Genomic DNA, 24,506 nt, shown 5'->3' on the forward strand with positions numbered 1-24,506 from the left:
GGTCAGGCGGCCGCCGGCACGGGGGCCGGCAGCCCGGTCAGCTCGTGCAGCGGGCGGTGCGGCTGCCGGCAGGCGGTCGCCAGCACCTCCAGATAACCGTCCATCCAGGACTTCGCGGTCGCCGGGTCGAGCCGGTCGAGCGCGTACTCCAGGTAGCCCTCCAGCCCGAACGACCGGGGGATCAGCCCGCAGATCAGCGTCACGCGGGAGGCCCCGGTCGGCCGGTCCTCCACCTCGGTGGTCAACCCCGGCAGGTCCAGTTCCAGGTTCAGCGTGCTCTGGTAGGCGAAGCTGACCGCCGCCATCGGCTGCTCGCCGCCTCCGGCGTCCTCGATCAGCCGGTCGTAGATCCACCCGATCGGCAGCATGTTGTCGACCCCGGCGAACAGCCCCATCCCGACCTGGTCGACCAGGTCGGCGAAGGTGGGCGCGGTGTCGGAGCGTACCCGGATCAGCAGTGGGCAGGCCACGATCGCGACCGTCTCGGCGAACTCGACCCGGTCCCGGTTGGCGTACGGCAGGGAGATGGTGACGTCGCCCTGGCCGGTCAGCCGGGTGAGCAGCACACCCATCGCCGCGGCCAGCGTCGGGAACAGCGTCGTGTTCCGCTCTACGGAGAACGCCCTGACGTCGCGTTCCACATCGGGCGGCACCCGGAAGTGGTGGGCCCGGCCCCGGCCGGTCGGCACCGGCGGCGCCGGCCGGTCGTACGGCAGGTCGAGGGCGAACCCTTCGAGGGTCAGTGCCGTCGACCAGTAGTCCGCCCGTCGGCGCCGGGTCTCGGCGTCGTACACCCGCTGCTCCCAGCGGGCGAAGTCGATCGACTGGACGGTCGGCGGGGTACGGTCGGGGGCCTCACCCGCCAGCGCCCGGCGGTAGCCGGCCGCCATGTCGTGCAACATCACCGACACGGCCCAGCCGTCACAGGCGACGTGGTGCACGACGATCATCAACCACCAGGTGTGCGCGTCGACCCGGACCAGCTGCAGGCGCAGCGGAAGTTCGTGGTCGAGGTCGAACGCGACCTGGGCGATGGCCCGGCTGACGTTCTCGGCCCGCTCCAGCCGGTCCGGATCCGGCAGGCCGGTGACGTCGACGACGGGCAGCGTCACCTCCTGGTGGGCGTAGACGATCTGCACCGGTCCGTCGCCGTCGTCGACGAACCGGGACCGCAGCGCCTCGTGCCGGGCGACGACGGCGTCCAGCGCGGTCCGCAGCGCGGCCTCGTCGAGGGTGCCGGTGAGGACCAGCCGCATGCTGACGTTCCAGGTGGCGCTCGGCGGGGTCGTGTTGATGATCGACAGCATCCGGTCCTGCTGGTAGGAGAGCGGACCCCGGGCGACCTCGACCCGCTCCGGCGCCGGCCCGATGCCGAGGCGGTCGAGCAGTTCGGACCGGTACGCCCGCAGCGCCGTGATCAGTTCGGGCGTGACCGCGTCGGCGGGGGCGTCGAAACGGAGCTGCCCCTCGTCGTCGGCCGCCAGCCGCACGTCGTGGCCGGCGGCGTACGCCAGCAGTTCGTCGAGGTTCACAGCGTGCCCCTGACCCGGGCGGTGGTGGCGGGCCGCTGCTCGCGCAGGTGGTCGGCCATCGCCCGGATCGTCGGTGCCCGGAAGAACCGCAGCACGGGGTATTCCACGCCGGTCGCCTCCCGTACCCGGCCGAGCAGCCGCATCGCGGTGATCGAGTGACCGCCGAGGGCGAAGAACGACGCGTCGGCCGGCGTCTGGTCCGACGTCCGGTCCAGCTCGGCGCGCCACATCTCCCGTACGGTCCGCTCCAGGTCGTCCGGGGGTGCGGGGCGCGCCGCCGGGGTCTCGGCGGCGGCCGGGACCGGCGGTGCGGCGGCCGGCTCGGCCGGGACGGCCGACGGTGCCGGGCCGGCGGCGGGTGCGGTGCCGGACGGGCCGGCCTGGAGCCCGGGGGCGGGCAGCGCGGCCCGGTCGACCTTGCCGTTGCTGTTGACCGGCAGCGCCGGCAGGAACGCCCAGGCGCGCGGCACCATGTGGTCCGGCAGTTCCCGGGCCAGCGCGTCGGCCAACCGCCCGGCGAGCCCGTCCGGGGCGACACCGTCGGCCGGCACCACGTACGCGGCGAGGTAGGCGTCGCCGGACCGGTCGCGTGGCGCGGTCACCACGCCGTCGGCGACCTCGGCGAGCCCGAGCAGCACGGCGGCCACCTCGGCCGGCTCCACCCGGTAGCCACGGACCTTGACCTGGTCGTCGATCCGGCCGAGGAACTCCAGCTCCCCGGCCGGGTTCCAGCGGACCAGGTCACCGGTGCGGTAGAGCCGCTCGCCGGGCGCCGCCGGGACGCCGGTGACGAAACGCTCGGCGGTGAGGTCCGGCCGGTGCAGGTAGCCCAGGGCCAGACCGGGGCCGCCGATGTACAGCTCGCCCCGGGCGCCGACCGGCACCGCCCGGCCGGCCGGGTCCAGCACGTGCAGGCGTACGTTGTCGACCGGTCGGCCGACGCTGATCGGGCCGTCGTCGACGGTCGGGTCGGCGACGACGGCCGTGGTCGCCAGCACTGTGGTCTCCGTCGGGCCGTAGACGTTGCTGACCTGGTACGACACCCCGGGGTGGGGACGGGTCCGCAGCCGGTCGCCGCCGATCATCAGGTGCCGCAGCGGCGGCTGGGCCGGCACCGGCAGGGCGAGCACCGCCTCGGCGAGCGCGGTGGGCAGGATCGTCAGGGTCACCCCGGCGGTGCGGTACCAGCGGGCCAGCGCCGCCGGGTCGAGCCGTACGTGGTCGTCGGCGATGGCCAGACTGGCGCCGGCGACCAGGGCCGGCCAGACCTCCAGCACCGAGGCGTCGAAGCTCTGTCCACACACGACGGCGTGCCGGTCGGCGGGGGTCGTGCCGGTGGCGTCGGCGTGCCACCGGCTCAGGTTGCGTACGGCGCGGTGGCTGACCGCGACCCCCTTGGGCCGGCCGGTCGATCCGGAGGTGTAGATGACGTAGCCGGCCGCGTCCGGGTCGTCGGCCGGCGCGCCGGTGCCGGCGGCCGGTGCGTCGCCGGTGATGTCGACGTGCAGCGTGGCCACCCCGGCCGGCAGCGGCGGCACCTCGGAGTCCGACGTGGACAGCAGCACGCGGGCGCGGCTGTCCTCCACCATGAACCGCACCCGGGGCGTGCCGAGGCCCGGGTCGAGCGGCAGGTAGGCGGCACCGGTCTTCAGGACGGCGAGCATCGCCACGACCAGGTCCGGCGACCGGGGCAGCCACAGTGCGACGACGTCACCGGGGCCGGTGCCGGCCGCCCGCAGCCGCCCGGCCAGTTCGTCGGCGCGCGCGTCGAGCTGCCCGTACGTCAGCACCGCGCCGCCGCCGATGACCGCGACACTCTGCGGCGTCGCCGCCACCCAGCGTTCCACGGCCGTGTGCAGGCACTCGTCGGAGACCGGTCGGACCGGGCCGGACCCCAACCGGTCCAGCGTCTCCCGGTCGGCGGCGGTGGGAGCGCCGAGCCGCGACAGCGGCGCCCCGGGGTCGGCGGCGACCGCCGCCAGCAGCCCGGTGAAGGCGTCGGCCAGCCGCCGCGCGGTCGACTCCTCGAACAGGTCGACGTTGTATTCCAGCCGGGCACCGATCCCGTCGGACCGGTTGGTCAGGTAGAGCACCAGGTCGACCACGGCCCGGTCGGCGCCGACGTCGAGCGTCGTCGCGGTGACACCCGGCAGGTCGAGCCGGAACGCGACGTCGTTCTCGAACTCGGCGATCACCTGGAAGATCGGATTGCGGCTGGTGTCCCGCTCCGGCGCCAGGGCGCCGACCACGGTCTCGAACGGCACGTCGGCGTGGTCGTAGGCGGCCAGCGCCGTCGCCCGGGTCCGGGCCAGCAACTCGGTGAACGCCGGGTCGCCGGTCAGGTCGAGGCGCAGGGCCAGGGTGTTGAGGAAGAAGCCGACGACCTCCTCGGCGCCGGCCGGCCGGTCGGTGACCGGGGTGCCGACGATGATCTCCTCCTGGCCGCTGAACCGGCCGATCGTCGCGGCGAACGCGCTGGTCAGGACCATGAACAGGGTGGCGCGGTGGCGGCTGGCCAGGGTCCGCAGCGCGGTGGCGACGGCGGGTTCGACGAGCCGGACCACGGACCGGCCCCGGGTGCCCATCACCGGCGGGCGGGGACGGTCGGTCGGCAGGGCCAGCACCGGCAGTTCCCCGCCGAGCCGCTCCCGCCAGTACGCCAGGTCGTCCCGGGCCTTCTCGCCGCCGAGCGCGGCGACCTGCGCCACGGCGAAGTCGGCGTACCCGCGCGGCAGGGCCGGCAGCGCCGCCGGCCCGCCCTCGACCCGCGCCCGGTACAGCTCCGACAGGTCGCGGGTCACCACGGTCGCCGACGTCGCGTCGACCACGACGTGGTGGAACGACAGCACCAGTACGTGCCGGGTCTCGGCCAGCCGCAGCAGGCGGGCGTGGAACAGCGGGCCGGTGGTCAGGTCGAACACGTGGCTGCTCTCCCGCTCCACCGCGGCCCGGCAGACGGCGGCCTCGTCGGCGCCGGTGTGGTCCTCGACCGTGAACCGCGCGCCGGCCGGCGGCAGCACCCGCTGCACCGGCTCGCCGTCGACCTCGACGAGAACCGTACGGATCGCGGGGTGCCGTTCGACGAGCTGGTCCAGCGCGGTGCGCAGCGCCGGCACGTCGAGCGGGCCGTCGAGCCGGATGAAGGCCGGCTCGTTGTAGGCGCTGCGACCGGGGAAGAGCCGGTCGAGGAACCAGATCCGGCGCTGTCCGGGCGACAGCGGGGCGGTGCGCGGCGGCCCGTCTACGTCGGCGGCCGGCCGGGCCGGGGCCGGCGCGACGTCGATCGGCGCGGCGGGCGCCGGTGCGGGTTCGGCCGGTTCGGCGGCCGACCGCCGGCGCAGCAGGTCGAGGTGGGGCAGGCCGGCGGCCAGCCGGTCCGCCGGCACCCCGAAGTCGACCAGGGCGGCGATCTCGTCGACGCCGGCCGCGACCAGCGACTCCACCACCGCCGCGCACTCGTCCGGGGTGCCGATCAGCGCCCGGGACTCGCAGTAGCGCTCGTACGCCCGCTCGAAGACGAAGTCGAGGTCGTCCTCGCGTACGTTGTCCATGTCGATCTGGAAGCCGAGGCTGTTGGTGACCTGGCCGAAAAGCGACAGCGACGAGCGCATGTACGACCGCAGCGGCTCGAACGCCTCGGCCCGCGCCCGGCGGCCGTCGGGGCCGACGAACGTGTGCGCCAGCACCACCACCCGGCCCGGGTCGAGCCCGTGCGCCGCCCGCGCCTTGCGGTACAGGGCGATGTTGTCGGCCAGTTGCTCGACCGACTGGCTCATCAGGTTGGTGATGACGCCGAGGTCGTGCTCGGCGGCGAGCTGGAACGACTCGGGCCGGCCGACGACGGCGGTGAACATCGGTGGCATCGACTGCACCGGGCGCGGGAAGACGCGTACGGCCACGTCGTCGCCGCTGCCCGAGCGGCGGGTGACCGACTCGCCGCGCCACAGCCGGCGGATCTGGTCCAGCTGCTCGTACATGACCTCGCGGTGCCGGCCGAAGTGCTGCGGGGCGAGGACGAAGTCGTTGGCGTGCCAGCCGGACGCGCAGCCGATGCCGACCCGGCCGGCGGACAGGTTGTCCACCATGGACCACTCCTCGGCGACCCGGAGCGGGTCGTGCAGGGGCAGCACGACCGAGCCGGCGTTGAGCCGGATCCGGGTGGTCTCCCGGGCGAGCGCGGCGGCGAGCACCACCGGGTTCGGGAAGACGCCGCCGAAGGAGTGGAAGTGCCGCTCCGGCATCCACAGCGAGTGGAAGCCGTGGGTGTCGGCGTACCGGGCGGTCTCGATGATCGTGCGGTACTTGTCTTCGGGGGCGCTCTCCGCCGGGTAGTCGCCGAAGAAGTAGACGCTGAAGTCCGGCGCCGTCCGGGTGCCGGCCGGCGCCGGCTCCGACACCGGTTCGGTCCGGGCGACCGCGTCGGCGGTACGGGCCACCGGCGCGCTGGCGGGCGTCGTCGGCGGCACCGGCGCGGCCGCCTCGGCGGTCCGGGCCACCGGCGCGGCGGTGCCGGGGGTTCCGGCCGTGGCCGGCGCGGTGGTGCCGGCGGTCCGGGCCGGGACCGGGGTGGCGGCCGGGACGGGTACGCCGCCGCCGGTGGGGAAGTAGCCGGCGGTGCGCATCTCGCGCAGCGAGTCGCGTACCGCGTCGGCGATCTGCTCCACGTCGGCGTCGGTGTGCGCGGTGGAGAGGAAGAAGTTCCGCCACTCCCACACGAAGACGCCCTTGAGCAGCAGGTGGTGGTAGAGCAGTTCCATGTCGGCGCGGTGCTCGAAGCGGAACTGCGAACCGAAGTGTCCCAGCCGGACCGGGAACTCCTCGTCCTCGAAGAACCGGTTGAGCGACCCGACCAGTTCGTCGGTGCGCGCGTTCAGCCGCTCCTGGAGGTGCGGGCTGTGCTGCTTGAGATGGGTCAGCACCGCCCGGGCGGCCACCATCGACACCGGGTGCTGGATGTAGGTGCCGCCGAAGAACGTCGTCTCGCGGGGCGGGCGGCTGTCGTCGCCGTACTGCCAGAAGCCGCCGTCGACGCCGTCCATGATGTCCTCGCGGCCGGCGATCGCGCCGATCGGGAAGCCGCCGCCGAGCGCCTTGCCGTACGTCGCCAGGTCGGGGGTGACGCCGAAGAGGCCCTGCGCGCCCCTCGGGTGCGGCCGGAAGCCGGTCAGCATCTCGTCGAACATCAGCACGACGCCGTGCCGGGCGGTGATCTCCCGGAGCTTGTGCAGGAACTCGGCCGGCTGCCGGGTCGGGTGCCGGCTCTGGATCGGTTCGACGATCACGGCGGCGAGTTCCGGGCCGAGCGACTCGATGGCGGCCAGGCTCTCCGCCGCCCCGTAGTCGAGGACCACCAGGTCGCTGACGGCGCTGTGCGGGATGCCGGTCGAGACCGGGACGGTGGTCCGGTCGGCGCCGGTGCCGTTCGAGCGGCCGAGCACGTTGTCGGCGTGGCCGTGGTACGACCCGTGGAACATGACGATCTTGTCCCGGCCGGTGGCGGCCCGGGCCAGCCGGATCGCGGCCGAGTTCGCCTCGGTGCCGGAGTTGGCGAACGCGACCCGGGGCAGCCCCACCATCTCGCTGAGGAGTACCGCCGCCTCGCCGGTGTCGATGCTGCGCGGCCCGAGCTGGACGCCCCGGGACAGGTGCTCGCGTACCGCCTCGGTCACGAACTGCGGCTCGTGGCCGAAGAGCAGCACCCCGAAGCCCATCGTGATGTCGACGTAGCGGTTGCCGTCGACGTCCTCCAGCCAGGAGCCACGGGCCCGCTGGCCGGCGATCGGATACAACATCTCCTTGGTGCCGCTGCGGAACCCGACCACGGCCCGGCTGTCGGCCAGCGGCCGGCGGTAGCGCTGGGTGATCTCCCGGGAGGTCCGGGTCTTCGCCACGAGCCGCTGCCGCAGCTCGTCGACGTGTGCCCGCTGGGCGTCGGTGCGCTGCCCGGCCGTCATCCCCGAGCCGTGCGCGACGGTCACCCTCGGCCCGTGTACGACCGGCGCGTCCACGGTCGGGGTATCCGGGGCGTCCACGGTGGTCCCGGCGGCGGAGGCTTCGGCGGCGACCGGCGCCGGTGCGGCGGCCGGCGGTGCGGTGGCGGAACGCAGGGCGGCGAGCTGTTCCTCGATGAGCTGCGACTGCCGGACCATCTCCTGGAGCTGGGCGGCGAGGTCGGCGATGGCGCCGCCGGCCGGCGCAGCCGGGCTCCCGGCTGCCGCAGGCGGAACCTGCGCGGTGACGGACTCGGCGGGTTGCCGTGGCGCCGGGACGGTGGCCGGCGGGGCGGGTGCGATGGGGGGCAGCGCCGGTGCCGCGATCACGGCCGGCGCGGCGGGCACCGGGGCGGGCGGGACCGGAACCGCCGGCGTGCTCACCGGGGACGGCGTCACGGGCGCGGCAGGGAATGCGGCCGGGGCGGGGACCGGGGGAGGAGTGCCCGTCGGGCCGCCGCCGATCCGGGCCACGACCAGCCGGGACAGCCGGGCCGGGGTGTCGCCCTCGTCGAAGAGTTCGCGCATCGCGACCCGTACCGAGAACTCGCCCTCCAGCTCGCGCAGCATGTTGATCATCGTCAGGGAGTCGGCGCCCAGGTCGAGGAAGGGCGTGTCCACCCGTACGTCGGCCAGGGCGCAGCCCAGGTGTCGTGCGGTGAGTTCGCGGACCCGTTCGGAGACGTCCTCGACACCCGGGCTCCGGTCGGTGTGGCTCGTGGCCCCGTTTCCCAGCATCGTTCCTCCAGAGGCTTGCGGTTGGCCGGGGTCACACCCCAGAGACACTGCTGCCGTTGTGGCGGTCGGTCGCCGGGGCCGGTGCCCCCGGTTCGGTGGCCGGTCGTGCCGCGACGACCTCGGCGAGTTGGCCCAGCAGCCGGGCCTGCGTGGTGGCCAGGCCGCGTACCTGTTCCGCGACGGCCGCGACGGCCCGCAGCGTCTGTTCGTCGGCCCCGGCCGGCGGGTCCGCCGGTGGTGCGGGCGGCGCGCCGGCGGCGGCCGGTTCGATCCAGTGTGGACGGTGTTGGAACGGGTAGGCCGGCAGCGGCACCCGCCCGCCGCCGCAGCCCGCGAGCAGCACCGGCCAGTTCACGGCGGCGCCGGCCGCGTGCAGCCGGGCGACCGCCCGGCCGAGCGATTCGATCTCGGCGCCCCGCCGCTGGGTGGCGGTCACCGGGCGGTCTGGCAGCACCGCGCGGCCCAGCCCGGCCAGTACGGCGTTCGGCCCGACCTCGACCAGCGGCGCGTCCCCGGACCGGCCGACCGTCTCCAGCACCAGGTCGAAGCGGACCGGCTCGCGGGCGTGCCGCAGCAGGTGCTCGACGTCGACCACGTGTCCGGCCGGCAGCACCGTGCCGTCGAGGCCGTTGACCAGCGGAATCCGCAGCGGGCGCAGCGGCACCGTGGTGAGCGCCCGGCGCAGGTCGGCCAGCACCGGATCGAGCAGGGCGGAGTGGAAGGCCCGATCGACCGCCAGCCGCTGCCAGCGCACACCCCACCCGTCGAGCAGCGCGCCGGCCCGGTCCACGGCGGCGGCCGGCCCGGCGAGCACCCGGTTCGTCGGCGTGTTGACGGCGGCGAGGTCGAGGTCACGGCATTCGGCGCGGACCCGGTCGACGGTTTCCGGGTCGGCGAGCACCGCGAGCATTCCGCCGGGAGCGGTCGCCCGGTGCATCAGTTCGCCGCGCAGCCGGGTCAGCCGGATGCCGTCGGCCAGCGACAGCGCGCCGGCCGCGTGCAGGGCCGCGTACTCGCCGACGCTGTGCCCGGCGACCAGGCCCGGGGCGATCCCGAGCGCGGCCCACAGCCCGGTGAGCGCCGCCTGGTAGGCGAACAGCGCCGGCTGGGCGAACTCGGTGTCCCAGACCGCGTCCGGTGTGGACCCACCGGTGAGCGCGGCCAGCAGCGACCGGCCGCCGGCCTCGGCGTGCAGCCGGTCGCACTCGTCGAGCACGGCGCGGAAGGCCGGGAAACGGTCGTACAGGACCCGGGCCATCCCCGGTGCCGGGGTGCCCTGCCCCGAATAGAGGAAGACCGGCGTGTCCTGGGCCGGCTCGCCGGTGACGAACCGGGGGTCGGGCCGGTCCGGCCGGTCGAGATACGCGTCGAGGGCGTCGGCGAGAGCCGACGGGGTGGCGCCGAAGGCGACCAGGCGGTGTCGCAGGTGCGGCCGCCCGAGCGCCGTGGTGGTGAGCAGATCGGCGACCCCGGCGTCCGGGTCGCCGCGCAGGTGGTCGCGCAGCGCCGTGGCGAGACCGGCGAGCGCGTCGGGGTGCCGGGCGGACAGCGGCAGCAGGCCGGGGACCTGCGCGTCGCCGGCGGGTACGCGCCGCGCCGGCGCCTCCTCCAGGATCAGGTGGACGTTGGTGCCGCCGACACCGAGCGCGGTCACCGCCGCCCGGCGCGGCCCGTCACCGGCCGGCCACGGGCGCGGCGCGGTCGGCACGTAGAACGGGCTCGTGTCGAGGTCCAGGGCCGGGTTGGGGCGCTGGTAGCCCGCCATCGGCGGGATCTCGCCGTGCCGCAGCACCAGGATCGTCTTGATCAGGCCGGCCATGCCGGCGCAGGCGTCGAGGTGCCCGATGTTGGGCTTCACCGAGCCGATCGCGCAGTAGCCGACCCGGTCGGTGTGCTCGCGGAACGCCGAGGTCATGCCGTCGAACTCGATCGGATCGCCCTTGAAGGTGCCGGTGCCGTGCGTCTCCAGGTAGCCGATCCCGTCCGGCGAGACCCCGGCGACCTCGTACGCGCGCAGCAGTGCGCCGCGCTGCCCGGCCGCGCTCGGCGCGGTGTAGCTGTGCTTGCCGGCACCGTCGTTGTTGATCCCGCAGCCGAGCAGCACCGCGTGGATCGTGTCGCCGTCGGCGACCGCCCGGTCGAACCGCTTCAGCAGTACGGCGGCGACGCCGTTGCCGCCGACGGTGCCGTCCGCCTCGGCGTCGAAGGCCCGGCAGCGGCCGCTGCGGGACAGGATCGAGCCCTTGACGTAGCGGTAGCCCAGCGCCACCGGCACGTGCACCGCCGCCGCGCCGGCCACCGCGAGGTCGGCGTCGCCGGACAGCAGGGCCTGGCTGGCCAGGTGGACCGCGACCAGTGAGGTCGAGCAGCCGCTCTGCACCCCCATCGACGGCCCGGTCAGCCCGAGCCGGTAGGAGGCCCGGGTGGCGAGGAAGTCGGTGTGGTTGCCGACCGCCACCTGCATCCCCGACAGCCAGTCGTCGGCCCGGTCGGGATGGGCGAGGTTGCTCAACAGGTAGGTGTTGAGCGGGTAGAGGTGGAAGCCGACACCGGCGAAGACCCCGACCCGGGTCCCGAGCGCGGTGGCGGCGTAACCGCCGTGCTCCAGCGCGTGGTAGCAGGTCTCCAGGAAGATCCGGTGCTGCGGGTCGGTGACCCGGGCCTCGTGGGCGCTGATGCCGAAGAACTCCGCGTCGAAGCCCTCGATGTCGTCGAGCACGCCGCTGACCCCGACGAAGTCGGGTGCGCCGCGCAGGTCGGCGGGTACGCCGGCCGCGGCCAGCTCCCGGTCGCCGAAGCGGCGTACGCTGCACACCCCGTCGCGGATGTTGCGCCAGTAGGTCTGCGGGTTGTCGGCACCGGGCAGCCGGAACGCCATCCCGATGACCGCGATCCGCCGGTCCATGCGCTCGCTGCGCTCGGTCATGTGCCTGCCTCGCTCCGCTCGGCCGGCCCATGACTTGTACTGAGCTTGCCGATGCCCTCGCTGCGCTCGGTCATGTGCCCGCCTCGCTCCGTTCGGCCGCGCCCGCCTCGCTGCGTTCGGTGGTGGGGCCGGTGGGGCGGTTGACGACCTCGGGTACGCCGCCGGCCGGTTCCGGAACCGGGTCACCGGTCCTGGCCGGCTTCTCGGTTTCGGTCGGCCCGGCGGTCCCGCGTCCCCGTCGGCGCAGGACGAGAACGGCGAGGAATGCCAGGGCGAGCACGATGGCCAGCCCGTGGAAGATCGCCACGACCGCGAGCGGGCTCATCCGCTCCATCAGCGCGGCGCAGAGCACCATGCCGCCACCGAAGCCGAAGTTCTCCGCCATCGCCGAGAAGCCGAAGACGTAGCCGCGCTGCTCGTCCGGCGCGGTCTGCAGCCGCGAGGTGTACGCGATCTCGGTGAACCCGTCGGCGACGCCGGCCAGCAGCGCGACGAGGATGCCGAAGATCAGCGGTGGGGTGGTGAACGCGAGGATGAACGCCAGCGACATCACGATGGCGCCGATCGCGAAGGCCCGTTCGTTGATGGAGCGTTCGCTCCGCTTCGACCACCAGGCCACCGCGCGCTGGGCGAGGATGCTGCCGATCGCCCAGACGGTCCAGAACTGCGACATGAACGCGGCCGGGTTGCCCGGGTCGATGCTGCTGGAGAGCACCGGCAGGCCGACGTTGTGCGAGGCGGACCCGAATCCGTCGATCGCCCGCAGGCCGATCATGGCGAGCAGGATCGGGGCGGCCTTGAGGAAGCGAAACGCGGTGAGTTGCGCGCCGAGCAGGCTCTCCCGTTTCGCGCCGGCTTCGCCGGCCGTGCCGTCGGCGGCCGGTTCGGCGGCAGTCCTGCGGGTGCTGATCGGCAGCCGGGCCAGGTTGAGTGCGGCGAAGGCGAAGGTCAGCGCGTTGATGATGAACGCCGCGGTGTAGCCGAGGGTGGCGATGACCAGCCCGGCGGACGCGAACCCGGCCACCATCGCCAGGGACCGCCCGGTGACCAGGAGGGCGTTGGCGCGTACCCGCCGGTCGGCCCCGACGATCTCGGGGATGCTGCTGCGCAGCGCGACGCTGGACAGCGTGCCGCAGATGCCGGTGATGGTGGCGATGGCGTAGAGCAGGGTGCTCTGCGTCGCCACCGGGGCGAGCACGAGCACCACCATGGCGACCGCCTGGGTGGAGTCGGCGGTGACCATCACCCGCTTGCGGTCCAGTCTGGACACCGCGCTGCCGGCCAGCAGGCCGGTGAGGAAGCTCGCGCCCAGCCGCAGCGCCATGAACAGGCCGGTCTGCAGTGCGCTGCCGGTCAGGTGATAGGCGAAGAGGTTGAGTGCCACCATGTTGAGGTAGCTGCCGTAGGAGGACACGGCGTTGCCGACGGCGAGGAAACGGAAGTGTCGCATGGCGCGCGAGGCGCCGTTCGCGGACCCACTGACTCTCATGCGCGCATAATTTTCCGTCAATATCTGATCAAGTGAATGATTGACGAATGCGAGTATAGTGACGAATCCCTGTGTGTCGAGACTCTGACGCAGCGTGATCAGTGTCCCGGTGTCACGTACCCGTCACCATCGACGCGGCGTGATCGCCGCCGGGTCGAAGCCGCCGCGCGGGCCCGCCGGCCCCGGCGCCCCCGGCGGCCGCCACCACACCCACCGACCCGACCCGGTAGGTGTGCGACCATGCGTCGGCGACACCCGTACGGAACAGATCGGAAAGGGCGATGGCCATGGCCGGAACCTCCCTCGGCAAGGCCCTGTCCATCCTGGAGGCCCTGGAGAACGAACGCGGCAGCGCCAGCCTCGGCGAGGTCGCCCGGGCCACCGGCGTCACCAAGCCGACCGCACACCGGATGCTCGCCCTGCTGGAGGAGCGCGGCTACGTGCGCCGCCTGCCCAACCGCGACTACGCCCTCGGCCCCCGGCTGATCGCGCTCGGCGATCACGCCCGGCGCCGGAACTCCCTGGTGACTGTCGCTGGACCGGTCCTGGACCGGCTGGTCACGCAGTGCAACGAGACGATCCACCTCGGCGTGGTCAGCGGCCGCTCGCTGCTCTACGTCGACCGCCGCGAACCGGCCGACGACGCCGTCCGGCTGGGCGTCCTGCCGGCACCGCTGACCAGCCTGCACGCCAGCGCGGCCGGCAAGGTGCTGCTGGCGTTCGGCCCGGACGCGCTCCTGGAGCAGGTGATCGACAGCGGCCTGCCCCGCTACACCGCCCACACGATCACCTCCTCCGACGAGCTGCGGGCCGAGTTGAGGCAGGTCAGCGCACAGGGCTACGCGCTGAACGAGCAGGAGCGCAACGAGGGCATCCGGGCGGTCGCGGTGCCGGTGCTGACCGCCGACGGGCGCTGCCCGGCCGCGCTCAGCGCCGCCGGCCCGATTTGGCGCCTCACCCTCGACGGGCTGGACCGCGCCCGGACCCTGCTGGCCCGGGGTGCGGCCGAGATCGCGGCGGCCGACGTCTTCTGAGCGCGGGCCGGCCCGCGCGAATACCGCGCGGGCGGTGGGGAATACCGCCGCGCACGCGCGTGCCGGGAAGCCCCCTGTACGCGCCTGCCAGGGATCACCGCGCGTACGCCCAGGAGGAGGAGCAGCCATGCCCTACGTGACCGTCGGTACCGAGAACTCCGCGCCGATCGACCTCTACTACGAGGATCACGGCTCCGGCCAGCCCGTCGTGCTCATCCACGGCTTCCCGCTGAGCAGCGCGGCCTGGGAGAAGCAGGTGCCGGCCCTGCTGATGGCCGGCTACCGGACCATCGCCTACGACCGGCGCGGCTTCGGCCAGTCGGCCCGGCCGACCGAGGGCTACGACTACGACACGTTCGCCTCGGACCTGAACATGCTCATCAACGAGCTGGACCTCCGCGACGTGGTGCTGGTCGGCCACTCGATGGGAACCGGCGAGGTCACCCGCTACCTCGGGACGTACGGCTCCGACCGGATCAGCCGGGCGGTGCTGGTCAGCACGATCCCGCCGTACCTGCTCAAGACCGCCGACAACCCGGAGGGGGTCGACAAGGCCGTGTTCGACGGGTTCCAGCAGTCGATCGTCGCGGACCGCTACGCCTACCAGACCAGCTTCCTCAACGACTTCTTCAACTACGACCAGACCAGGGGCAAGCAGGTCAGCGAGGAGGCGTACCGGGCGAACTGGAACCTCGCGGTCAGCGCGTCGCCGATCGGCACCTACGAGTGCGTCAGCAGTTGGCTGACCGATTTCCGGGCCGACGTGGCGCGCATCGACGTACCGACGCTGATCATCCACGGGGACGCCGACCGGGTGCTGCCGTACCCGCTGACCGCGCCCCGGCTGAACGCCATGCTGCCGGACAGCGAACTGGTGACCCTGCCCGGCGCCCCGCACGCGATCCCGTGGACGCACGCCGACGAGGTGAACAACGCGATCATGCAGTTCATCGGTGCCCGCACCCCGGCGATGTCCCGCAAGAAGTAGGCCTTTCCGCGATCTTGCACTTGTCGCCGGGCAGAAGCGACAAAAGGGGGAGATAACTGCAAGATCGCGGGGCCAGGGCGGGCAGGGTCAGCCGCGCAGGTACGCGAGGACGGCGAGGACCCTGCGGTGGGCGTCCTCGTCCGGCGGCAGGTCGAGCTTGGCCAGCACCGAGCCAATGTGCTTGGCCACCGCCGCCTCCGACACCACCAGGGTGCGGGCGATGGCCGCGTTCGACCGGCCCTCGGCCATCAACCCCAGCACCTCCCGCTCACGCGGTGTCAGCCGGGACAACGGATCCCGGCGGCGGCGCAGCAGTTGGCGGACCACCTCCGGGTCGACGACCGTGCCGCCGGCCGCGACCCGGGCCAGCGCGTCGACGAACTCCTCGACCTCACCGATGCGGTCCTTGAGCAGGTAGCCGACCCCGGCGCCCCGGCCGGAGTCGAGCAGTTCGGCCGCGTACGTCTGCTCGACGTACTGGCTGAGCACCAGCACCGCCAGCGACGGCCGGGCGGCGCGCAGCGCGACGGCGGCCCGCAGCCCCTCGTCGCTGAAGCCGGGCGGCATCCGTACGTCGGTGACCACCACGTCCGGCCCGTGCACCCGGACCGCCTCGACCAGCGCGGTCGCGTCGCCGACCGAGGCGACGACGGTGTGCCCGAACCGCTGGAGCAGCCCGGCCAGCCCCTCCCGCAGCAGGACCGAGTCCTCGGCGAGCGCTACCCGCACGGGATCTCCGCCCGGACCACGGTCGGCCCCCCGGCCGGGCTCGACAGCAGCAGCCGCCCGTCGACGGCCGCGACCCGGTCGGCGAGCCCGGTCAGCCCGCTGCCGGCGGCCGGGTCGGCGCCGCCGACGCCGTCGTCGCGTACCTCGACGATGAGCCAGTCGCCGGTGACCCCGGTGACGCCGCCGCCGACCCGGGCCCGGGTGGCACCGCTGTGCTTGGCGACGTTCGCCAGCGCCTCGGTGACCACGAAGTACGCCACCTGTTCCGTCGCGGCCGGTAGCCGACCGGGCAGCGGCAGGTCGACGTCGACCGGCAGCGGCGACCGCCCGGCGACGTCCTCGACCGCCGCCGGCAGGCCGCGGTCGCTCAACACCTGCGGGTGTACGCCCCGGATCAGCTCCCGCAGCTCGGCCAGCGCCTCCTTCGCCTGCTCGTGCGCCCGGGCCACCTGCTGCCCGGCCGGCGAGTCCGCCGGCAGGTCGAGCCGGGCCAGGCCGAGCGTCATGCTCAACGCGACCAGCCGCTGCTGCGCGCCGTCGTGCAGGTCGCGCTCGATCCGCCGCCGCTCCAGCTCGAAGGCGTCGACCAGCCGGGCCCGGGACCGGGACACCTCGACCAGCCGCGCGGTCAGTTCGGTGTCCCGCGGTGACAGCACCGCCCGCGCGATCGCGGCCCGGGTCCCGGCCCACGCCATGATCGGATAGGTGGCCAGCGGCAGGATGCCGATCCCGCCCAGCAGCGACGGCACGGTCAGGTAGATCGGCAGGTCGGAGTCGACGAACGGCGCGCTCATGAACATCAGCGGCACGTACAGCACGGCGGCCACCAGCAGCAGGTCGATCCACCACAGCGCCAGCGCCGACACCAGCAGGTAGCCGAACTCGCGCCAGGTCGCCGCCTCCCGCGTCCGGGTCGACAGCCAGGCCCGCCAGCCCGGCCGGCCCGGCCGGCGGTGCGGGTCGTACGCCGGCTCGGTGTCGACCAGCCGCAGCCGGCGCCGCTCGAACCGGGCCACCACGATCCCGACCCAGACCATGCCGGGCAGCGCCAGCAGGCCGACCACGCCGATCAGCAGCACCACCCCGAGCGTGCCGAGGGTGACCAGCGCCAGGACGCTGGCCAGGCCGAGGAGCACCCCCGAACCCAGGTATGCCAGCGACCGCCACGGCCACGGCGAGCGCAGCAGGCGCAGCGGCGGCAGGGTCAGCGCCTCCAGGGCGGTCCGGGCGACCACACCGCAGACGCTACCGGTGGCCCGGTCCGGTGACGGTAGAGCTGGCTATACCTTCGATCCTCGTCCCTGCGCCAATGTGCCCGGCCGCACCGGACGGTTGGCTGGGCCGGTGACCACGATCCTCCACGAAACGACCGCCGACGCCGTACGGCTGGCGGACCTGCGCCGGGTCTACGGCACCGGCCCGCAGGCGGTGACCGCCCTCGACGGCGTCACCGTCGCCTTCCCCGCCGGCACGTTCACCGCCGTCATGGGGCCGTCCGGCTCCGGCAAGTCGACGCTGCTGCACTGCGCGGCCGGCCTCGACCGGCCCACCGGCGGCACGGTGACCATCGCCGGCACCGACCTCGGCCCGCTGGGCGAACGGGCGCTGACCGTGTTGCGCCGGCAGCGGATCGGCTTCGTCTTCCAGTCGTTCAACCTGGTCGCCGCGCTGACGGCGGAACAGAACGTCGGCCTGCCGCTGAAGCTGGCCGGCCGCCGCCCGGCCCGTGCCGACCTGGTGCGCGCCCTGGACGAGGTCGGTCTCGCCGACCGGGCCGGACACCGCCCCGGCGAACTGTCCGGCGGGCAGCAGCAGCGGGTGGCGATCGCCCGCGCGCTGGTGACCCGGCCGGCGGTCCTGTTCGCCGACGAGCCGACCGGGGCGCTGGACACGAGGGCGTCGCGGGACGTACTGGCCCTGCTGCGCGGGATCGTCGACCGGCACGGCCAGACCGTGATCATGGTGACCCACGATCCGGTCGCGGCCGCGTACGCCGACCGGGTGCTCTTCCTCGCCGACGGCCGTCTCGTCGACGAGATGACCGCACCGGCACCCGCTCTGACCGGGGCGCGACCCGGCCCGGGCGCCGACGGTCCGGCGATGTCCGGCTCCCGGCTCGGCCCGGAGGCGATCGCCGCCCGGATGGCGCACCTGGAGGCCGGCGCGTGACGTTCGCCCTGGCCACCGTACGGGCCCGCTGGGCCACCTTCCTCGGCTCGTTCGTCGCCCTCGGGCTCGGCGTCGCCGTACTCGTCAGCACCCTGCTGGTCCTGGTCGCGGCGCAGCCGAAGGTGCCGGACCGGTACGCCGGCGCGCAGGTGCTGGTGCGGGCCGCCCCGGCCGGCGCCGACCCGGAGGCGTTCCCCGAGTTCCTGCCGTGGAGCAGGGCCGACGCCGGCCCGCTCGCCGGACGCCTGGCGGCGCTGCCGGGGGTCGAGTCCGCCGTACCCGACCTGTCGTTCTACGCCCAGCTCGTGCGGGACGGCCGGCCGGTCGGCGCGCCGGGCGAGGGGCAGCACAACGGGCACGCCTGGTCCACCGCCGCGCTGGCGCCGTACCCGATCGTCGCCGGCCGGGCGCCGGCCGCCGACGGCGAGGTGGCCCTCGACCGCGACCTCGGTTACACGCCGGGGGAGCGGGTGACGCTGCTGACCGGTGCCGGCCCGCTGCCGCTGACCGTCACCGGCACCGTCGACGGGCCCGGCTTCCACGTCGCCGACCCGACCGCCGACCGGCTGGCCGGCGGGGTGACCGTCATCGGCCTGCGCCTCTCGCCCGGCGCCGACCCGGACGCGGTCGCCGCCGCCGCCCGCGACGTCGTCGGTGACCGGGCCGACGTGTACGCCGGTGCCGGCCGGACCGCCCTGGAACCGGAGTTCGAGGGCCGGACCCGGTGGATCGGCGCGCAGTTGCTGATCGCGATGGCGAGCCTCGCCGGCTTCGTCACGATCTTCGTGGTGGCGTCGACGTTCGCGTTCGGCATCGCCCAGCGCCGCCGCGAACTCGGCCTGCTGCGGGCGGTCGGCGCCACCCCGGGCCAGGTCCGCCGGATCATCTACGGCGAGGCGGTCGTCGTCGGCCTTCTCGCCGCCGGCGGCGGTGCGGTGCTCGGCGCGGTCTTCGGTCCGATCCTCGGCGACCTGATGGTCGAGGCCGGCCTCCAGCCGGCCGGCTTCACGGTGCCGCCGGACCCGCTGGTGCTGCTCGGCGCGGTCGCCCTCGGGCTGACCGTCGCCCTGCTCGGCGTCTGGTCGGCGTCCCGCCGCGCCGGCCGGGTGCGTCCGCTGGAGGCGCTGCGGGAAGCGGCCGTCGACCGGCGGCCGATGACCCCGGCCCGGTGGATCTTCGGGGTGCTCGGCACCGCCGGCGGCCTCGCCGTCATCGCCGGCGCCCCCGCGCTCGACCCGGAACTGCTGGTCAACCTCATGATCTACGCGGCGATGTCGCTGATCGTCGGCCTCTTCCTGCTCGCCCCGGTGATCATCCCGCCGGTGGTGCGGCTGGTCACCCGGCCGGCGCGCGGTGCCACCGGCGAACTGGTCCGGGAGGGGGCGCTCGTCGCCGTCCGCCGGGTCGCCTCCACCGCCGCCCCGGTGCTGGTCACCGTCGGGTTCGCGGTGCTCATCACCGGCCTGTTCGAGATCCAGTCGCACGCGTTCGGCACCCAGCGGGCCGAACGGGTGCCCGCCGACGTGGTGGTCTCCCCGGACGGCGTACCCGGGCTCTCCGACGCCGTCGCGGCGGCGGTCGCGGCCGGCGGCGGCACCTCCGCCGCCGAGCTGCCGACCCGGATCTTCGTGACCGGGCCGGCCGGCGAGGCATGGCCCGTCGAGGCGTCCGGTGTCGAACCCGCCGCGCTCGCCGCCGCCTCGGTGTCCGTCTCGTCCGGTTCGCTCGACGACCTGTCCGCCCCGGACGCGCTGGTCACCACCGTCGGTACGGCGCACCGGCACGGCTGGCAGTTGGGCGGCACCGCCCCGGTCGTCCTCGCCGACGGCGAGACCGCCACCCTGCGGGTGGTCGCCCTCGCCGACGACCACGCCCTGCCCGCCCCGGTCCTGATCAACCGGGACACCGCCCGCACGCACGACCCGTCCGCGCTGACCCCGGTCCTGTACGCCGCCGGCATCACCCCCGACCGGGCCGGTGTCGAGGGCCTGGGCGGACTCGCGGCGACCCCGGCCGAGTACGCCCACCGCGCCGACGCCGAGGAGGACCGGCTCGTCCGGATCTTCCTGCTGGTGCTGCTCGCCCTGTCGGTCGGCTACACCGGCATCGCCATCGCCAACACGCTGCTGATGGCGACCACCGCCCGGCGGCGCGACTTCGCCGTGCTGCGGCTGACCGGGGCGACCCCCGGCCAGGTTGCCCGGACCGTCGCGGTGGAGACCACGCTGACCGTCACCATCGGCGCGGTACTCGGCGGACTGGTCGCGTTCGCCGCGCTGGTCGGGCTCCGCAACGGCTACACCGAACTGCTCGGGTCGCCGGTCGATCTGGTCATCCCCTGGTCGACGGTGCTGCCGCTGGTCGCCACCTGCTACCTGCTGGCACTGCTCGCCAGCGTGGTGCCCGCCCACCGGCTGGCGGCGGCGCCGCCGACCGCGCTGGCCGCCGACCGGGACTGACCCCGGCCCGCCGGCCCGGCGGGTTCAGCCCGCGCTGCCGTACCGTTCGGCGGCGCGGGCCTTGGCCTTGGCCGCCTCGACCTCGCGGTCCCGTGCCGGCGCCTTGGTCACCAGGCTTTCCAGCAGGGTACGGGTGGCGGCGGCGACCGCCTCCACGGCGGCGTCGAACGCCTCGGCGTTGGCCGCCGACGGGTTCGTCGCACCGCTGATCTTGCGGACGTACTGGAGTGCGGCGGCGTGGATCTCGTCCTCGGTCGCCGGCGGCTCGAAGTTGTGGAGGACCCGGATGCTTCTGCACATGCGCCCAAGGATGCCAGGACCCACCGACGGTCACCGGCTGTCGATGGCGGCGGCCAGCCGCGCGGTGAGCCGGCGGATCACGGCGACGAGTTCGGCCGGCTCGTGCACCGTGCACGGCAGGTCGAACAGCCCGACGTAGACGGCGAGTTCGTCGAGCGAGTTCGACCCCGTGTGCAGCAGGCAGTTCCCGTCGTCGACAGCCTCGATGACGCCGATCGTCGGCGGGACCAGTTCGGCCGCCGTCGCCGCCGGCACGTGCAGCGTGATCCGGGCCCGGTAGCGGTAGGCGCCGGTCGTCACTCCCCGCGACAGGTAGTCGGCCAGGTCGACATCGGGCGCCTCGCGCGGCCGGAAGCGCGGCCCGGTCGGGGTCTTCGGCACCATCCGGTCCATCCGGTACGTCCGCCAGTCCGCCCGGTCGACGTCCCAGGCGACCAGATACCAGCGTCGACCGGTGTGCACCAGGCGGTGCGGTTCGACGGTACGCGTCGACTCCGCCCCGTCGTGGCCGCGGTAGTCGAACCGGAGCCGCTCGTGGTCGCGGCACGCGGCGGCGACGGCGGTCAGTTGGGTCGGGTCGACGGTCGGGCCGCCGGCCGGCATCGTCACGGTGACCGAGTGCAGCAGGTTCACCCGGCGCCGCAGCCGGTTCGGCAGCACCTGTTCGAGCTTGGCGAGGGCGCGTACCGAGGTCTCCTCGATGCCGGCGACGCCACCGCTGGCGGCGGTGCGCAGGCCGACCGCGACGGCGACCGCCTCGTCGTCGTCGAGCAGCAGCGGCGGCACGTTGGCGCCGGCACCGAGCCGGTAACCGGCGACACCCGGCGTGGCGTGCACCGGATAGCCGAGGGTGCGCAGCTTGTCGATGTCGCGGCGCACGGTACGTACGTCGACCTCGAGCCGCTCGGCCAGTTCGGCGCCGCTCCAGTCGCGGGGCGTCTGGAGCAGGGACAGCAGGCGCAGCAGCCGCGCCGAGGTTTCCAGCATGAACCCGAGTCTGCCGGTCAGCTAGGACAGAAGCTGTCCTGTTCGGTCCGTAGCGTCGTCGGCATGAACGAAGACATCACCCCGTACCGGATCGACATCCCGCAGGCCCAGCTCGACGACCTGCGGGACCGGCTCGACCGCACCCGCTGGCCGGCCGCCCTGCCCGGCGACGGCTGGGACACCGGCGTGCCGACCGGCTGGCTGCGGGACCTGGCCGACCACTGGCGTACCGGGTACGACTGGCGGGCCGCCGAGTCCGAACTGAACGCGTACCCGCAGTTCACGACCGAGATCGACGGCCAGCGGATCCACTTCCTGCACGTCCGTTCACCCGAGCCGGACGCCTTCCCGCTCGTGCTCACCCACGGCTGGCCCGGCTCGGTCGTCGAGTTCCTCGACGTCATCGGCCCGTTGACCGACCCCCGCGCGCACGGCGGCGACCCGGCCGACGCCTTCCACCTCGTCATCCCGTCCCTGCCCGGCTTCGGCTTCTCCGGCCCGACCGCCGACGGGGGCTGGGACACCGCCCGGATCGCCCGCGCCTGGGCCGAACTGATGCGCCGCCTCGGCTACGACCGGTACGGCGCGCAGGGCGGCGACATCGGGGCCGCGGTCAGCCCCGAACTCGGCCGGGTGGCACCCGACCTCGTCGCCGGCGTGCACGTCAACGGCGGTCCCGGAGACATTCCCGAGCTGCCGCTGCCCGACGACGAACTCGCCGGCCTCACCGACGTCGAACGCGACCGGATCAGCCGCATCGAGGCGTTCATGCGGGAGGAGTTCGGCTACATCGCGATCCAGGGCACCCGCCCGCAGACCCTGGCGTACGGCCTCACCGACTCCCCGGTCGGCCAACTCGCCTGGATCATGGACAAGTTCCGGGAGTGGACCCACCCCCGTCCGGTCGAGCCGGACAAGGTGATCGACCGGAACCGGCTGCTCACCAACGTCATGATCTACTGGCTGACCGGCACGGCCGGTTCGGCGGCGTACGTCGGATACGCCCAGGAGCACGGCTGGGGCGCCCAGGCGGCGAACTCCGGCGTACCGACCGGGGCCATCGTCTTCGCGCACGACGTCGGCATCCGCCGCTACGCCGAGGCGGCACACACCATCACCCGCTGGACCGACGTCGACCGGGGCGGCCACTTCGCCGCGCTGGAGGAGCCGGCACTGCTCACCACCGACATCCGCGACTTCTTCCGCGACCTGCGGTGACCGCCACCGCGACCGGGCCGCGGGCCGGCGGAAATCGACAGCGGGTTGTCGGAGGGTGACGTTATGCTCTGCGCCCGGTCGCGGGAGGCGACCGTCCCAACAGGAGGAAGAGCACTTGATCCTGTCGCGTATCCGTATGCTGCCCGCAGCGGTGGTGACGACCCTGGTCGCGGCCCTGCTGATCGGCACACCCGCCGAGGCCGCCCCACGCACCCCCACACTGTCCGTCCCGAACCTCGCCTGGAGCGCCGCCGACGTCGACGCCAGCGAGGGCTGGGCCCAGATCCAGCTCACCTGGACCGTGGCCAATCAGGACAGTGCCGCCACCACGGTTCACGGCACCGTCCAGTTCCGACAGTTCGTGGACTCGACACCGGTCGGCTCGGCCCGGACGGTCACCTACGCCCTCGGTTCCACTCCCGCACAGGTGTGGTCGCATGCCGGCGACGTGCGCAGTTCCGACTACGAATACACCTTCCAGGTGCCCCAGTACGGCGCGGCGACGGCGGCCGTCTGGCGGGTCACGAAGGTGACGATCGAGGACGACCGGGGCAACAGCCGCACGCTCGGCCAGGCCGCGCTCGCCCACCCGGCCGCCCAGTTCAGCGTGACCCAGCTCGTGGACGGGACGGCGCCCTACGTCACCTGGCTCACGTTGGCACCCGGCCAGCCGACCGCCGTCTACGACGACGGCAACGGGGTGACGCTGCGATACCGCACCCTGGTCAGCGACGAGGGCAGCGGCTTCTGGAAGGGACGCGTGGTGTTCGCCGGACCGCAGGGGCAGCGCGTCGTCGCGCCCTTCGCCGTTGAGCACCTCGGCGGCTGGGCGCCCCAGTGCGGCGAGGGCAACGACGTCCCCGACCCCACCTTCGCGTGGTGCACCGTGACGGCGGTGATCCCGGCCGGCAGTCCGGCCGGTGCCTGGTCGGTGCTCAAGGTCGTGCTGACCGACAACGCCGGGCACACCAACGTCCTCACCGGGGTGTCCGCCCCGACCGTCCGGGTGAGCCGCAACGACGTGATCTCCGCGACCGGCTTCACGGTGACGCCCGAGGTCGTCGACAACTGGCGTACGCCCAAGACCGCCGAACTCGTGTTCACCCCGTCCGGCGGGGTCGGCGGGCTGGCGTCGGTCCACGTCGAGGTGAGCTGGTGCGCGGCGAGCACGACGCCGACCATCCGCGCGGACGGCACCGCCGTGGTGCCGATCGAGATGGGTACCCACGCGAGTGAGTGCGTGATCACGGGCATCGTGCTGAAGGACGCCGCCGGCAACGAAGCGTTCTACGGCACCGCGTACGGCAACGCCGACCTGGGCCTCGCGATCACCCGGGTGGCCGACTCGGTCCCGCCGGCCGTGCTGTCGGCATCACTGTCCAAGACGGACTGGACCCAGGCCGAGTTGCAGGCCGGCGCGGGAATCCCGCTCACGGTGGCGGTCGACACCACCTCACCCGCCCCGGTGACCGGGATGAGCATGACGATCTACAACGCCGCCGGCGCGTCGCGGGGAGGCTCCTCGCGCGGTGTCCAGGAGCCGGCGGACGGCCTGATCGGGCTCACCGCGTACCCGGGATCTCTCGCACCCGGTCAGTACACGGTCGGCTTCACCCTGACCGACGCGGCCGGGAACCGGACCCGGGTGGGCTACCCGGGCCAGACCGAGCAACCACCGGGTGGTCCGCTGGTGATCACCGTCGTCGAGGGCTGAGCCCGCCCCGACCGGCTCCGACAGCCACCGAGCACCGCGCTCGGTGGCTGTCGCGCTTCCGGACCGATCGGCCGGGCCGACGCCGGCGTGGGCAGGACTCAGCGCCCGTGAAGATCCCGAAGCGGTGGGACAACGGTCCCTGGTTGCCCGGGACAGCCGGCGGCTTCACTGCTTCATGGGCGGCACTGACGCGTGCCACCACGGGGCAGGCCCCGGCTGCGAAGGGAAATACC

Annotated in this window: 15 protein-coding genes; 6 read left to right on the top strand and 9 right to left on the bottom strand. The window is 74.0% G+C overall.

Features of this window, described 5'->3' with window-relative positions:
* Nucleotides 1–2: 2 nt before the first annotated feature.
* The 5 genes from AB0I42_RS31185 to AB0I42_RS31205 form a co-directional block, all read right to left on the bottom strand.
* Entirely contained in the window at nt 3–1,532 is a 1,530-nt protein-coding gene (locus AB0I42_RS31185) for a condensation domain-containing protein (RefSeq protein ID WP_357542971.1), read from the bottom strand.
* Nucleotides 1,529–8,260, bottom strand: a complete 6,732-nt coding sequence (locus AB0I42_RS31190) for a MupA/Atu3671 family FMN-dependent luciferase-like monooxygenase (RefSeq protein WP_357542973.1) — start codon at nt 8,258–8,260, stop codon at nt 1,529–1,531. The genes AB0I42_RS31185 and AB0I42_RS31190 overlap by 4 nt, the downstream gene beginning before the upstream one ends.
* A 31-nt stretch (nt 8,261–8,291) precedes the next feature.
* Nucleotides 8,292–11,186: a type I polyketide synthase gene (locus AB0I42_RS31195; RefSeq protein ID WP_357542975.1), complete on the bottom strand. Its 2,895-nt coding sequence runs from the start codon at nt 11,184–11,186 to the stop codon at nt 8,292–8,294.
* A 70-nt stretch (nt 11,187–11,256) separates the two neighbouring features.
* Nucleotides 11,257–12,675 (bottom strand): MFS transporter, encoded by a 1,419-nt coding sequence (locus AB0I42_RS31200; RefSeq protein ID WP_357542977.1) that lies wholly within the window; start codon nt 12,673–12,675, stop codon nt 11,257–11,259.
* Between the two features lie 112 nt (nt 12,676–12,787).
* Nucleotides 12,788–12,964 (bottom strand): hypothetical protein, encoded by a 177-nt coding sequence (locus AB0I42_RS31205; RefSeq protein WP_357542979.1) that lies wholly within the window; start codon nt 12,962–12,964, stop codon nt 12,788–12,790.
* Between AB0I42_RS31205 and AB0I42_RS31210 the strand changes: the two genes are divergently transcribed.
* Nucleotides 12,963–13,709: an IclR family transcriptional regulator gene (locus AB0I42_RS31210; RefSeq protein ID WP_357542981.1), complete on the top strand. Its 747-nt coding sequence runs from the start codon at nt 12,963–12,965 to the stop codon at nt 13,707–13,709. The genes AB0I42_RS31205 and AB0I42_RS31210 overlap by 2 nt on opposite strands.
* A 127-nt stretch (nt 13,710–13,836) precedes the next feature.
* On the top strand, nt 13,837–14,697 hold the full coding sequence (locus AB0I42_RS31215) for an alpha/beta hydrolase (protein WP_357542983.1): 861 nt from the start codon (nt 13,837–13,839) through the stop codon (nt 14,695–14,697).
* An 87-nt stretch (nt 14,698–14,784) separates the two neighbouring features.
* On the opposite strand, the gene AB0I42_RS31220 is transcribed toward AB0I42_RS31215, so the two are convergent.
* A complete protein-coding gene (locus tag AB0I42_RS31220; protein WP_357542985.1) occupies nt 14,785–15,426 on the bottom strand; it encodes a response regulator transcription factor in 642 nt (213 codons plus the stop codon).
* Nucleotides 15,417–16,661, bottom strand: coding sequence for a sensor domain-containing protein (locus AB0I42_RS31225; protein WP_357542987.1), 1,245 nt, complete (start codon nt 16,659–16,661; stop codon nt 15,417–15,419). Before AB0I42_RS31225 ends, AB0I42_RS31220 begins: the two co-directional genes overlap by 10 nt.
* Before the next feature lie 109 nt (nt 16,662–16,770).
* Between AB0I42_RS31225 and AB0I42_RS31230 the strand changes: the two genes are divergently transcribed.
* Both AB0I42_RS31230 and AB0I42_RS31235 read left to right on the top strand, forming a co-directional pair.
* On the top strand, nt 16,771–17,595 hold the full coding sequence (locus AB0I42_RS31230) for an ABC transporter ATP-binding protein (protein ID WP_357542989.1): 825 nt from the start codon (nt 16,771–16,773) through the stop codon (nt 17,593–17,595).
* Entirely contained in the window at nt 17,592–20,054 is a 2,463-nt protein-coding gene (locus AB0I42_RS31235; protein WP_357542991.1) for an FtsX-like permease family protein, read from the top strand. Before AB0I42_RS31230 ends, AB0I42_RS31235 begins: the two co-directional genes overlap by 4 nt.
* A gap of 24 nt (nt 20,055–20,078) precedes the next feature.
* On the opposite strand, the gene AB0I42_RS31240 is transcribed toward AB0I42_RS31235, so the two are convergent.
* Together AB0I42_RS31240 and AB0I42_RS31245 are read right to left on the bottom strand one after the other, a co-directional pair.
* Entirely contained in the window at nt 20,079–20,354 is a 276-nt protein-coding gene (locus tag AB0I42_RS31240; RefSeq protein WP_357542993.1) for a DUF2277 domain-containing protein, read from the bottom strand.
* Nucleotides 20,355–20,384: 30 nt separating this feature from the next.
* On the bottom strand, nt 20,385–21,341 hold the full coding sequence (locus tag AB0I42_RS31245; RefSeq protein WP_357542995.1) for a YafY family protein: 957 nt from the start codon (nt 21,339–21,341) through the stop codon (nt 20,385–20,387).
* A 63-nt stretch (nt 21,342–21,404) separates the two neighbouring features.
* Here AB0I42_RS31245 and AB0I42_RS31250 point away from each other — a divergent pair, with 63 nt between their 5' ends.
* Together AB0I42_RS31250 and AB0I42_RS31255 are read left to right on the top strand one after the other, a co-directional pair.
* Nucleotides 21,405–22,559 (top strand): epoxide hydrolase family protein, encoded by a 1,155-nt coding sequence (locus tag AB0I42_RS31250; protein ID WP_357542997.1) that lies wholly within the window; start codon nt 21,405–21,407, stop codon nt 22,557–22,559.
* Between the two features lie 136 nt (nt 22,560–22,695).
* Nucleotides 22,696–24,273 carry a hypothetical protein gene (locus AB0I42_RS31255; RefSeq protein WP_357542999.1) on the top strand — a complete coding sequence of 526 codons (1,578 nt, stop codon included), beginning with the start codon at nt 22,696–22,698 and terminating at the stop codon, nt 24,271–24,273.
* Nucleotides 24,274–24,506 lie beyond the last annotated feature (233 nt).

Origin of the sequence: Polymorphospora sp. NPDC050346 (assembly GCF_040655695.1) — a bacterium.
Lineage (GTDB): Bacteria > Actinomycetota > Actinomycetes > Mycobacteriales > Micromonosporaceae > Polymorphospora > Polymorphospora lycopeni.